At 26.9% G+C, this 11698-nt stretch carries 12 protein-coding genes, 2 tRNA genes and 1 rRNA gene; 11 read left to right on the plus strand and 4 right to left on the minus strand.

Annotated features, from left to right (window positions below; translation table 11 throughout):
* The first annotated feature begins 9 nt into the window (after positions 1-9).
* Together rrf and J7M87_RS08480 are read left to right on the plus strand one after the other, a co-directional pair.
* Positions 10-126: ribosomal RNA gene (rrf, locus tag J7M87_RS08475) — 5S ribosomal RNA — on the plus strand.
* A 5-nt stretch (positions 127-131) separates the two neighbouring features.
* Positions 132-207, plus strand: a tRNA-Phe gene (locus J7M87_RS08480).
* Positions 208-257: 50 nt separating this feature from the next.
* Here J7M87_RS08480 and bcp read toward each other — a convergent pair.
* Complete coding sequence (bcp, locus tag J7M87_RS08485; RefSeq protein ID WP_291650582.1) at positions 258-710, minus strand: thioredoxin-dependent thiol peroxidase; 453 nt, start codon at positions 708-710, stop codon at positions 258-260.
* A 190-nt stretch (positions 711-900) separates the two neighbouring features.
* Between bcp and J7M87_RS08490 the strand changes: the two genes are divergently transcribed.
* Positions 901-1647 (plus strand): peptidylprolyl isomerase, encoded by a 747-nt coding sequence (locus tag J7M87_RS08490; protein ID WP_291650583.1) that lies wholly within the window; start codon positions 901-903, stop codon positions 1645-1647.
* Between the two features lie 43 nt (positions 1648-1690).
* Here the strand turns inward: J7M87_RS08490 and J7M87_RS08495 are convergent, their stop codons facing one another.
* Together J7M87_RS08495 and J7M87_RS08500 are read right to left on the minus strand one after the other, a co-directional pair.
* On the minus strand, positions 1691-2332 hold the full coding sequence (locus tag J7M87_RS08495; protein ID WP_291650585.1) for an HAD family phosphatase: 642 nt from the start codon (positions 2330-2332) through the stop codon (positions 1691-1693).
* 398 nt (positions 2333-2730) lie between these two features.
* Positions 2731-2806: transfer RNA gene (locus J7M87_RS08500), tRNA-Pro, on the minus strand.
* 357 nt (positions 2807-3163) lie between these two features.
* Between J7M87_RS08500 and J7M87_RS08505 the strand changes: the two genes are divergently transcribed.
* From J7M87_RS08505 to rsmI, 4 genes are all read left to right on the plus strand, one after another.
* Positions 3164-3469 carry a hypothetical protein gene (locus tag J7M87_RS08505; RefSeq protein WP_291650587.1) on the plus strand — a complete coding sequence of 102 codons (306 nt, stop codon included), beginning with the start codon at positions 3164-3166 and terminating at the stop codon, positions 3467-3469.
* A gap of 318 nt (positions 3470-3787) precedes the next feature.
* Entirely contained in the window at positions 3788-4999 is a 1212-nt protein-coding gene (locus tag J7M87_RS08510) for a C40 family peptidase (RefSeq protein ID WP_291650589.1), read from the plus strand.
* A 263-nt stretch (positions 5000-5262) separates the two neighbouring features.
* Positions 5263-6012, plus strand: a complete 750-nt coding sequence (locus tag J7M87_RS08515; protein WP_291650592.1) for a tRNA1(Val) (adenine(37)-N6)-methyltransferase — start codon at positions 5263-5265, stop codon at positions 6010-6012.
* A gap of 4 nt (positions 6013-6016) precedes the next feature.
* Positions 6017-6862: a 16S rRNA (cytidine(1402)-2'-O)-methyltransferase gene (gene rsmI / locus J7M87_RS08520; RefSeq protein WP_291650594.1), complete on the plus strand. Its 846-nt coding sequence runs from the start codon at positions 6017-6019 to the stop codon at positions 6860-6862.
* 74 nt (positions 6863-6936) lie between these two features.
* On the opposite strand, the gene J7M87_RS08525 is transcribed toward rsmI, so the two are convergent.
* The gene (locus J7M87_RS08525; protein ID WP_008676225.1) at positions 6937-7176 is read right to left on the minus strand and encodes an AbrB/MazE/SpoVT family DNA-binding domain-containing protein; all 240 of its coding nucleotides are present in this window, start codon (positions 7174-7176) and stop codon (positions 6937-6939) included.
* A gap of 480 nt (positions 7177-7656) precedes the next feature.
* On the opposite strand from J7M87_RS08525, the gene J7M87_RS08530 reads away from it, so the two are divergent.
* From J7M87_RS08530 to J7M87_RS08545, 4 genes are all read left to right on the plus strand, one after another.
* The gene (locus J7M87_RS08530) at positions 7657-8247 is read left to right on the plus strand and encodes a DUF1836 domain-containing protein (RefSeq protein ID WP_291650598.1); all 591 of its coding nucleotides are present in this window, start codon (positions 7657-7659) and stop codon (positions 8245-8247) included.
* 80 nt (positions 8248-8327) lie between these two features.
* A complete protein-coding gene (locus J7M87_RS08535; protein WP_195264456.1) occupies positions 8328-8471 on the plus strand; it encodes a YvrJ family protein in 144 nt (47 codons plus the stop codon).
* A gap of 221 nt (positions 8472-8692) precedes the next feature.
* Positions 8693-10981 (plus strand): ATP-dependent DNA helicase, encoded by a 2289-nt coding sequence (locus tag J7M87_RS08540; protein ID WP_291650601.1) that lies wholly within the window; start codon positions 8693-8695, stop codon positions 10979-10981.
* A 21-nt stretch (positions 10982-11002) separates the two neighbouring features.
* Positions 11003-11635, plus strand: coding sequence for a cyclase family protein (locus J7M87_RS08545; protein WP_291650602.1), 633 nt, complete (start codon positions 11003-11005; stop codon positions 11633-11635).
* Positions 11636-11698: the final 63 nt, after the last annotated feature.

The raw sequence follows: 11698 nt of genomic DNA on the forward strand, positions 1-11698 counted from the left end.
ACTCTGAAATCTGGTGATGATGGCGTAGAGGAAACACTCCTTTCCATTCCGAACAGGAAAGTTAAGCTCTACAGCGTCGATGGTACTGCATGGGAGACTGTGTGGGAGAGTAGAACGTTGCCAGGTTGTATGGCTCGATAGCTCAGTCGGTAGAGCAGAGGACTGAAAATCCTCGTGTCCCTGGTTCGATTCCTGGTCGAGCCACCAGGTAAAAAGCACTAACATCTGTTAGTGCTTTTTTATACTTTATAATCCTTTTATTTAAGTTCTTCTAAGACAGCATCAATGTGTCCTTTAACCTTAACTTTTCTAAACTCTTTTACTAAATAACCTTTTTCATCAATAATAAATGTACTTCTTTCTATTCCTAAAACTTTTTTACCGTACATGTTTTTTTCTTTGATGACATCATATAATTCACAAACAATCTTATCTTCATCACTTAATAAAATGAAAGGTAAATTAAATTTTTCAATAAATTTATTATGTGAATTTAAATTATCTTTACTTATTCCAAGTACTATAGCATTTTGATTTGTTATTTTATCTATATTATCTCTGAAATCACATGCCTCTGTAGTACACCCTGGTGTATTATCTTTAGGATAAAAGTATAATATGACTTTTTTTCCTATATAATCGCTTAATTTATGATCTTTTCCATCAGAACCCATAAGAGTAAAATCCGGTGCTAAACTTCCTATTTCCATTATAACATCCTCCTTTTAGATATAATACTAATAATAATTATAATACTATTAATAATTATTATCAACAAATAGTCTAAATATTAATCGTAAATTTAGATTAATTAGATTAATTAGATAAATATTATATATTTTATTATAAACTCTGTTATAATTAATAATGATTAGAATTTAGAATAAAGGAGATATTTCAATGGAAGATAAAATTTTAGCTACCATATCAGGTAGAGAAATTAAGGAATCAGATTTACAAAATATGATAATGAAGTACCCAGCGGATAAAAGAGCATATTTTGAAACAGTAGAGGCAAAGAAGCAGTTATTAGAACAAATGGTTTCTTTTGAGTTAATCAATATGCTAGGTAAAGAGTTAAATATACAAGATACAGAAGAGTATAAGGAAAATGTAAAGCAGGCAGAAAATGATATATTAACTCAGCTAACTTTAAATAAATTATTATTAGAAGTTACTGTTACAGATGAAGATGCATTAAATTATTATAACAATAATAAGGGAGAATTCACTCAACAGCCTACAGTTTCTGCAAAGCATATATTAGTAGATTCAAAAGAACTTTGTGATAAAATTAAGAGTGAAATAGATTCAAAGGAGTTAACTTTTGAAGAAGCAGCTATGAAATACTCAACTTGTCCTTCTAAAGAGGAAGGTGGAAATCTTGGTGCATTTGGAAGGGGAATGATGGTTCCAGAATTTGAAGATGAAGCTTTCAAATTAGATATAAATGTTGTAAGTGAGCCGGTTAAAACACAATTTGGATATCATTTAATAAAAGTTGAAGATAAAAATGAAGGAAGAGAAATACCATTTGAAGAAATAAAAGCTCAAATAGTTAATAAGCTATTACAAGAAATGCAACAAAGAAAATATTTAGATGTTGTAAAAGAATTAGAAAAGAAATATGGAGTTACTAGATCTTAAGAGTTATTAAAAAAGGAATTGATTCATCAATTCCTTTTTTATTTTATAACAATTCATTAAAGCTAAGTATGTATCTATCTGATAGCTTTATTAAAGTATCTTTTTGATTTTCTGATACTTTATCATATATTGAGTAAACGTGCATACCAGCAAGTTTAGCTCCTTTAACAGCTTGTACTATATCTTCAAATACTAAGCAATTTTCTGGTACTATACCTAGTTTTTTTGCAGATAATAAATATATATCGGGATTATCCTTTGATTTTTTTACTTCTTCAGTTGTAGTTATTGCATCGAAATATTGATATATATTATTATTTTTTAATGTAGCCTCTAATAATTCAACTGAATTACTAGTTGCTAATGCTATTTTAATTCCATTTTCCTTTAATAAATCTAAATATGAGATTACGCCATCCTTTAATTTAATAGTATTAGAATAATGATAAAAGGCCATGTCATGCCATGTAGAAATTATTTTATCTACATCATCATTTATATTAAATTTGTTTTTAAAGTATACTGCTGTTTCTGTTAAAGTAAGATGAGTTATTTCCTCTTGAAGATTTTCAGGAACAGGATAACCAAAGTTACCTAGATACTCTTTATCTATTTGAGCCCATATTCCCATTGAATCTATTAATGTTCCATCTAGATCAAATATTACTGCTTTAATATTATTCATATATGTAAACCTCCCATTATATATTATTCAATATGGTATTGTAATGAATTAAGTATTTAGCTTAAGTATAGTAATGATTTTATTAAAAGTTTTATTTTTATATAAAAAGTTCTAAAAACTTATAACAATAGTGAAATCTTTTTCATATACTTATTTTAAGTAGAATTTTGAAAAGGGGATAAGATTTATGTGGATATTAATATTGTGTGCCTATATATCCATAATACCAATAGTATTAATTTCTTGTAAATCTATTGGATTTGATGATAAGCTTAAGGAAGTACATGATTATATAGATTGCAATTAGCTATATAAATAAATATGTGAATACTAAAATAAATCCAATTTTATTTTATAATTATAAAATAAAAAATCCTCTCAAATAGAGAGGATTTTTTTGGTCGGGGTGACAGGGATTGAACCTGCGACCTCATGGTCCCAAACCACGCGCGCTCCCATCTGCGCCACACCCCGAAGTACAGTATAATTATAGTAAGTATAATCTATTATGTCAACACTTTTAAAGTAAAATATTAAAATTATTTTGTACAAATTATAAGTATAAGTTCATAGTACTAGTATCAAATTACGTATAAAATAATAGAGAGTTTATACATTAAAATATAAATATAGTCATATTAGATTATCTTTACTTATGACTATTAAATATGATATCTTTTAAGTAAATTATAAATTTCGGTTATAGTATATTTATCTTTAAGTTATTTAAGATATTTAAAAGTAAATATTAATACATTTAATGAAGAAATATTAAATCTATATTTTTAATTTAAGGTTTTTATAAATTTAATTTGATTGGAGGTCAAAGTTATGAGGGGAAGTACTATAGTTATTATTTTGGGTAGTATAGGATTTATACTAATGGGGTTTTTGTCATTAAAAAGTAAAAAGATGAGGAATTTTTTGAAAGACAGTGGAGCCTATAGTGATATTGAAAAATTTATGAAGCTTAACGGAATATTTAATATATCTATAGGTTTTGTTGGGATTATTTTAGGATTATTAGATTACACATTCATAGAACAATCAAAGTATATAGTAATAATATTTATACTTGTTATTGCTATTGCATCTTTTATCCAAAATAAGCTACTGAAAAAATACAGGAATATATAATTTTATATTCCTGTATTTTTTATTTGAATAAATTTTTTTCACTTACAGTAATATAAATAACAGCATAGATAATTTTATATAGAAATTATTTATAAAACTATTATAAAAATGGTTATATATAACATATAATTATAAAGAGATTTAGATTAATTTAGTTATGTTTACATAACTAAGCATTATCCAGATATGTACAGTATACATTTACATTGTCTAAACATCTCGTTTTTTTAAAAATTACCATTGTCCAAGCTTTCCATAAGTGTTATAATGGTAATATATCACGTAGGGAGAGGGGGATGGTCTAAGGACCAAACACTTATGAAAAAGAAGATTTTATCTATTGTTATGGCAGGTGCTTTAACAATAACTTCGGTAACGCCGGTTTTTGCTACTCCTAATCAGGAAGTAATAGAAAATCAACAAAAATATAATGACATAAATAAGAAGATTGAGGATATTCAAGGGAAGATATATGGTTTAAATGAACAAATAGCACCGTTAGCAGAAAAGGTTGACAACAATCAAAAGCAAATGGATTCTATTAAGGATGAAGTAGAAAACACTAAGAAAGAAATAGAAACTTCAAAGGTTGATATTGCAGAAAAAGAAGAAGTATTAGGAAAGAGATTAAGAGAGCTATACAAATCAGGTGGACAAGGTAGTTACTTAACACTTTTATTTAGTGCGGATAGTTTTAGCGATCTTATATCTAAATTAGATTCTGCTACTAGACTTGTAAACATTGATAAGAAAATAGTAAAAGATTTAGTAGATAAGAAAGAAAAATTAGATGAGAAGGTTACTTCACTAGAAGAAAAAAGAAATGAAATCGCTAAGATAAATGAAGAAATTAAGAAAGATTTAGATGCGTTTAATGAAAAGAAACAGGAGCAAGAAGTTCTTATTGCAGAAGTAGAAGCAGAAAGAGCTAAATTTGATGAAGAGTTTTTATCTGTTGCAGAAAGAAGTCTAGTTGAACATCAACTATCAATACTAGAATCATCTAGTTCAATCACTGAACTTCAAAGTTCTATAAGTAATTTAAGAGATATTATAGATAAACAATTAAAAAGCCCTACTGTAATAGAAGAGATTAATAATTCAATAGAAGCTGCTAAGGTTAAATTAGAAAACTTACAAGCTCAAGAAGCAACAGCGAGTATACCAAATAGAGGATCTGGATCATCAGCTTCAGGTAATGCAATAGTAGATTTTGCATATGGATATCTTGGTACACCTTATGTTTATGGGGCTACAGGTCCGAATAGTTTTGACTGTTCAGGATTTACTAGCTTTGTATACAGAAATGCAGCAGGAATAGATATAACAAGAACTACTTATTCACAAATTGGAGTTGGAACTCCAGTTTCATATGGAGAATTGCAACCAGGAGATTTAGTATTTACTTATGGTTTAGATCACGTAGGAATATATGTAGGTGGAGGTCAATATATACATGCTCCACAACCTGGAGAAGGTGTTAAGGTTTCGCCAGTTACATCATTCTACGCTGCTAGAAGAGTACTTTAATTAGAATTTAATTAATATTTATTATAAACTCCGTCAAATTAGGCGGAGTTTATTTTCTTTAATATTATATTAGCGAATCTTTTATTAATTGAAAGTTTATTAAATAGTTATAAAGTAATTGTTTTATATGATATAATTTAGGATGATTATAAATTTGATAATATGTATATAAATAAAAGCCAATCTGTTCGTAAATAATAGTATTAGTTTATAATAATGGTTGGTAATAAGAAGATATCATAAAAATAATTTGAGGTATTTAAATGAATAGAGAAGTTAGTTTATTAGAAGATGAATCTATTGATGATTTACAATTAGATAACTTATATTTGATCCAAAAAAAATCTGGATTTAGATTTGGAGTAGATGCTGTTTTACTATCAAACTTTGCAAATGTAAAGAAAAAACATAGAGTTATAGATTTATGCACAGGTACTGGAATAGTTCCTTTTTTATTATATGGAAAATATAAACCATCAGAAGTTGTAGGAATAGAAATTCAAAATGAAATGGTTGAAATGGCTAAAAGAAGCAGTAAGTATAATGAATTGGAAGATATTATTAAATTTGAAAATGCTGATTTAAAGGATATGAAGCTGTTGAATCAATTAGGTAAATTTGATGTTTTAACAGTTAATCCTCCATATAAGTTAAATAATTCGGGGATACTGAATCCTAATGATAAGTTAGCAATAGCTAGGCATGAAGTTTTATGCACATTAGAAGATGTGATAATAGCAGCTAGAAAACTTTTAAAAGATAATGGAAGAATGTACATGGTACATAGGCCTGAAAGGTTAATAGATATATTTGAGCTTATGAGAAAGCATAAGATTGAACCTAAAAGAGTTCAAATGATTCAGCCAAATAGCAAAAAGGCTCCTAATATAGTGTTGGTTGAAGGTCAACGTGATGGTGGGGCTTATTTGAAATGGGAAGCACCTCTATATGTATATAATGAAGATGGTAGTTATTCAGATGAATTAAATAAAATATATGGTAGGGAGGTATAGATTTATGGAAAAAGGTAAGTTATATTTAGTACCAACTCCAATAGGCAATTTAAAAGATATAACATTAAGAGCTTTAGAAGTTTTAGAAAATGCAGATATAATAGCGGCAGAGGATACTAGGCAAAGTTTAAAGTTATTAAATCATTTTAAAATAAAGAAAAGTTTATTTAGTTATCATAAACATAATGAGCAAGGTAAGAGCGAAGATATAATAAATAAATTGAAGAATGGTATGAACATAGCACTAATCACTGATGCAGGTACTCCAGGGATATCTGATCCGGGAAGTATTATAGTTGAGAAATGCATAGAGCAAGAAATTGAATTTGAAGTATTACCAGGCGCAACAGCAATAACGACTGCTTTAGTTTATTCAGGGTTAGATACGACGAAATTTATATTTAGGGGGTTCTTACCAAGAGAAAATAAGGAAAGAAATCCTATGGTAGAAGAAATTAAAAATGTTAGAGATACTATAATTTTATATGAAGCTCCACATAGATTATTAGATACCTTAGAATATTTATTAAATAATTTAGGGGATAGAAGAATTGCGATATGTAGAGAGCTTACGAAGCTCCATGAAGAAATTTATAGAGGTAGAATATCATTAGCATTAAAATATTTCATAGAAAATAGACCGAGAGGTGAGTTTGTATTAGTTATTGAAGGTAAATCTGACGATGAAATAAAAGCTGAAAAAGAGGCTTTATGGAGCGATTTAACAATAAAAGAACATTTGATAAAGCTAATAGAAAGTGGAATAGAAAAAAAAGATGCTATAAAATTAGTTGCAAAAGAAAGAAATTTACCTAAAAAAGAAGTTTATAAATACTCAACAGAATTATAATTAAATCCCCTATGATTATATAAAGTCATAGGGGATTTAATTATAAATAATATTTTAAGCATAAGTATTAAAAATTATTTTTTTAATTCAGTTAAACAATTTTTACAGATGTTTTTACCTTTGTAATTTACAACATCTCTAGCATCTCCACAGAAGATACAAGCTGGTTCATATTTCTTTAAGATTATTTGCTCACCATCTACATAGATTTCTAAAGCATCTTTTTCAGCTATATCTAATGTTCTTCTTAATTCAATAGGAATAACTATTCTTCCTAATTCATCTACTCTTCTTACTACACCAGTTGATTTCATTATATTTCCTCCTTAAAACAAGTTTCGACATCTTGCAAGTTAATATTACTAAAAATGTAATTAAAAGTCAACATAAAAGAGAAATATTTTCAAAAAATACATATTTAATTTGCCTTTCAAAGTCATAAATACAATATACTACCATAAATTAGAAAAGTCAATACTATTTAATCAAATTTCCAGATAAATAGCAAAAAAATGTAGAATGGCTTGTCTACTAGCTTATAAAGGAGAAAAAAAGTTTTAAGAAAAATAAAATTAAAAAAAAGCTAATAAAAAAAGAAAAAAATGTAAAAAATAATAAGGTGTATAAATTTTATTATAAGAATTAAATATTTTGTAAAAATTAAGATATGAGAGTTATTTTTTATTGACTTTTAAAGAAATAATAGAATAAAATTAAACAGGCAGAAGTAACTTGTAATAAGTTTATATATACTATATAATTAATATAAGAATAAATTTTTAGAGGTGGATATAATGGTAAAAAAAATAGATACTAATTATATAACAGAAATTGCAGAAGAAATGTCTAATAGTACCATGGTTGGTTATGAGGATTTACCTAAATATGATCTATTTTTATCTCAAGTTATAGATTTTTTAAATGATAAGTTTATAGAAGATAAATATACAAATAATATAGTGCAAAATTATATAAAGAGTGAAGTTATTAGCAAACCAGAGGATGGGAAAAAGAGGGGCTATACTAAAATACATCTTATACAATTAGTACTATTAAGCTATATGAGACCAGTATTGACAACGGAAGAAATTAAAAAGGTTTTCAGCTTGGCATTTAATGAAATAAACGATAGATCAGATGATATAATATCTTGGGAAAAAGCATATAAGATATTTTCAGAAACTCAAAGTGAAAGCTTCAAAGATTTTCTAAGTAAGCCGGCTGTAAATGAAGAAAAGTTAGATAGTATAATTTCAGAATTAAAATTAAATGAAAAAGATGAAAATAGTATAAGAACATTTGTTGTTGTAATGTCACTTATTGCACAAGCAAGTGCTATTAAAAAATTAGTTCAAAAGATAGTAAATGAGTATCATTCAGAATAAATATCATAAAATTATATTAATTTAATAAATAAAACTAAAAATCATCACTTAAGTGCATATGTAAATAGTGGGGTGATTTTATGGAAGAAGTAGTTAATTTAGTGGCTAACTTAGGGTTTCCTATAGCAATTTCCTTATATTTATTAATAAGAATAGAAGGAAAGCTAGAAAGTCTTACAAATAGCATAAATAATCTATCACAAACTATAAATTCAATTAAATAAAAGCTTTCAAAATAAGGTATTGTTAATAATAAGTAGCAATACCTTATTGATTTTAAAGCCTATTAAATATTAATATTTAGGATTATAATATATATATGTTTTGCTTAATAAGATATTTATTAAGACTAGCAATATATTAAATAGTTAATATGCTTATTTAAATAAAATAGTAACATTAGAAGCAGAGATTATTTAAAATATATAGATAGGAAAGAACTTTAATGAAGAATAAAATAATTATTAAAGAATCTGTTAGAGGAATAATAGAATATGTTTTAAAGACTGGTAGTTTAGATGATAGGTATATGGGAAAAAGTAGAGCCTTAGAAGGGACAATAGCTCATCAAAAACTACAAAGCAGTAATGAGACAATATATAGTCAGTATCAAAAAGAGGTAAGAATGGAACATGCCTTTGAAATTGGAGATGTAACATTACTAGTGGAAGGAAGAGCTGATGGTATTATTATAGAAGATAATAATATTTATATAGAAGAAATAAAATCCACAATGAAATCACTCATGTTTATAGATGAAGATTATAATGAATTACATTGGGCTCAGGGAAAGTTTTATGCATATATATATTCTATTCAAAATAAATTAGAAGAAATAAATATAAGATTGAGTTATTTTAATATAGAAACTGAAGAAGTAAAAAGCTTTGATAAAAGATTTAAATTTAATGAATTAGAAGAGTATATTAATTTTATAATAAATGAATACAAAAAATGGATATTATTAAAGTCTAAGTTAAATAGTGTAAGAAATGAATCTATAAAGATATTAAAATTTCCCTTTGATAAATATAGAAAAGGACAAAAGGAGTTAGCTGTTACTTGTTTTAACACAATAAAAGAAAAAGCAGTATTATTTGCTCAAGCACCTACAGGAATAGGTAAAACAATATCAACTATATTCCCTGCGGTAAAATCTTTAGGCGAAGATAGAGGAGAAAGAATTGTATATTTAACAGCTAAAACAATAACTAGAACTGTAGCAGAAGAAGCGGTAAATAAGTTGAAGGATAACGGACTTAAATGTAGAAATATTACATTAACATCTAAGGAGAAAATTTGTTTTAAAGATAAAACTAATTGTAATCCAGAGTACTGTGAATATGCAGTAGATTACTATGATAAGGTAAATAATATTATATTTGATATGCTTGGAAAAGAAGACAATTTTACAAGAGAAAAGATTGAAGGATATGCGAGAGATAATAAAGTATGTCCTTTTGAGCTATCATTAGACTTGAGTTTATGGTGTGACATAATTATATGTGATTATAATTATGCTTTTGATCCTAGAGCAAAATTAAAACGCTTTTTTGAAGAGGATGTTGATAAAAATATATTACTTGTGGATGAAGGTCATAATCTTGTGGATAGAGCTAGAAATATGTTTAGTGCGGGAATATATAAGAGTAAGATAATGCAAGCAAGTAAACTTATAAAGGGGAAAGTACCTAATTTGTATAAAACATTAAATTCTATTAATAAGGAATTAATAGAAGTACGAAGGGAAGTTCAAGAAGCTGAAAGTATTAGTATTTATAAAAAAGAGCAGTATAAGGACTTATATAAATTACTAAGAATATTTTTAAAGGAATGTGATGAGTATCTTATAAAGTCTGTAAATACAGAAGGCTATGAGGAAATAAGAGATTTATATTTTGAAATGAGGAGTTTTATATCAATTTCAGAGCTTTATAGCGATGAGTATGTAACTTTAGTAGAAGTAAATAAGAATGATGTTAAGGTTAAGTTATTTTGTGTTAATCCATCGAAGAACTTATCAAAGGTAGTACAAGAAAGTTATTCTACTACAATATTTTCTGCAACACTAACCCCAATAAATTATTATATAGATTTGCTTGGGGGAGATGAGAAAAGCTATAGAATGAAATTACCATCACCATTTAAGAAGGAAAATTTGGAAATTTATGGATATCCACTTAACATGAGGTTTAAGCAAAGGGAAAATAATGTTGATAATCTATGTGAATTGATTTATAGATTTATAAATGAGCAAATAGGTAACTATATGGTTTTTTTACCATCCTATCAATATCTAAAGCAGATATATCAAAGGTATATAGAATTATATGGTGATGAGAATATTATTTGTCAGGACGAAATTTTAACAGAATCTGAAAAGGAGGAGTTTATAAATAAGTTTCAAGATGGTGCGAATATACTAGCTTTTTGTGTTATAGGAGGAATATTTTCTGAGGGGATAGACTTACCGGGTGATAGGCTCATAGGAAGCATAATAGTAGGAGTAGGATTTCCTAAAATATCTAATGAAGGAGACATAATAAAGGATTATTATGATGAAAAAGGATTTGATTATGCATATATATATCCAGGAATAAATAAAGTAATGCAAGCCGCTGGAAGGGTTATAAGGACAGAAACAGATAAGGGGAGAATATTACTTATAGATGATAGATATTTTACGTTAAAGTATAAAAGTTTGCTTCCAAAAGAATGGGATATAATTAAATAAAACAATAAAGGGAGAGTATAAATGAGAGTTATTGATTTAAGTCACACTATAAATAAAGATATGACTACATATACAAAAGATGAGAAGCCTGAAATATATAATATGGCTACAATTGAAAAGGATGGATTCAATGAGAAGCTCTTAAAGATATGTACACATACGGGAACTCATATAGATGCACCAAGTCATATGATTAACAAAGGAAAAACTATTGAAGAATTTAATATAAGCGAATTTATAGGAATAGCATTTATAATTGATATTTCAAATATTGAGGAAGTAAAAGTTAGTGATTTAATTCAATATGAAGAGAAATTGAGGAACTGTGACTTCTTAATATTAAAAACAGGATGGGAGAAGTATTGGGGAACTAAAAGCTATTTAAATAATTTTCCAAGTTTAACAGAAGAGGCAGCGAAATGGATTTGCGATTTTAGTTTAAGAGGTATAGGTATAGATAGTATATCAATTGATAAGTTTGATAGTATAGATTTTGAAATACACAATGTTGTATTATCTAGAGGTAAACTTATAATCGAGAATTTAACAAATTTGGACAATATAAATAGTGATGAATTTACTTTAGTAGCTACTCCATTAAAGATAGAGGATGGAGATGCTTCTCCTGTTAGAGCAATTGCACTAACGAATTAATGTTTAAATGTTACAAATACAATTATGTTTTAATTATCAGACAGAAATATAGAAATATCGATA

This window comes from Clostridium sp., from assembly GCF_017888565.1.
In the GTDB taxonomy this organism is placed as follows: Bacteria; Bacillota; Clostridia; order Clostridiales; family Clostridiaceae; genus Clostridium.

Coding starts and splice junctions, on each gene's coding strand:
- bcp (WP_291650582.1), bottom strand. CDS start 710: ATGGAAATAGGAAGTTTAGCACCGGATTTTACTCTTATGGGTTCTGAT.
- J7M87_RS08490 (WP_291650583.1), top strand. CDS start 901: ATGGAAGATAAAATTTTAGCTACCATATCAGGTAGAGAAATTAAGGAA.
- J7M87_RS08495 (WP_291650585.1), bottom strand. CDS start 2,332: ATGAATAATATTAAAGCAGTAATATTTGATCTAGATGGAACATTAATA.
- J7M87_RS08505 (WP_291650587.1), top strand. CDS start 3,164: ATGAGGGGAAGTACTATAGTTATTATTTTGGGTAGTATAGGATTTATA.
- J7M87_RS08510 (WP_291650589.1), top strand. CDS start 3,788: ATGAAAAAGAAGATTTTATCTATTGTTATGGCAGGTGCTTTAACAATA.
- J7M87_RS08515 (WP_291650592.1), top strand. CDS start 5,263: ATGAATAGAGAAGTTAGTTTATTAGAAGATGAATCTATTGATGATTTA.
- rsmI (WP_291650594.1), top strand. CDS start 6,017: ATGGAAAAAGGTAAGTTATATTTAGTACCAACTCCAATAGGCAATTTA.
- J7M87_RS08525 (WP_008676225.1), bottom strand. CDS start 7,176: ATGAAATCAACTGGTGTAGTAAGAAGAGTAGATGAATTAGGAAGAATA.
- J7M87_RS08530 (WP_291650598.1), top strand. CDS start 7,657: ATGGTAAAAAAAATAGATACTAATTATATAACAGAAATTGCAGAAGAA.
- J7M87_RS08535 (WP_195264456.1), top strand. CDS start 8,328: ATGGAAGAAGTAGTTAATTTAGTGGCTAACTTAGGGTTTCCTATAGCA.
- J7M87_RS08540 (WP_291650601.1), top strand. CDS start 8,693: ATGAAGAATAAAATAATTATTAAAGAATCTGTTAGAGGAATAATAGAA.
- J7M87_RS08545 (WP_291650602.1), top strand. CDS start 11,003: ATGAGAGTTATTGATTTAAGTCACACTATAAATAAAGATATGACTACA.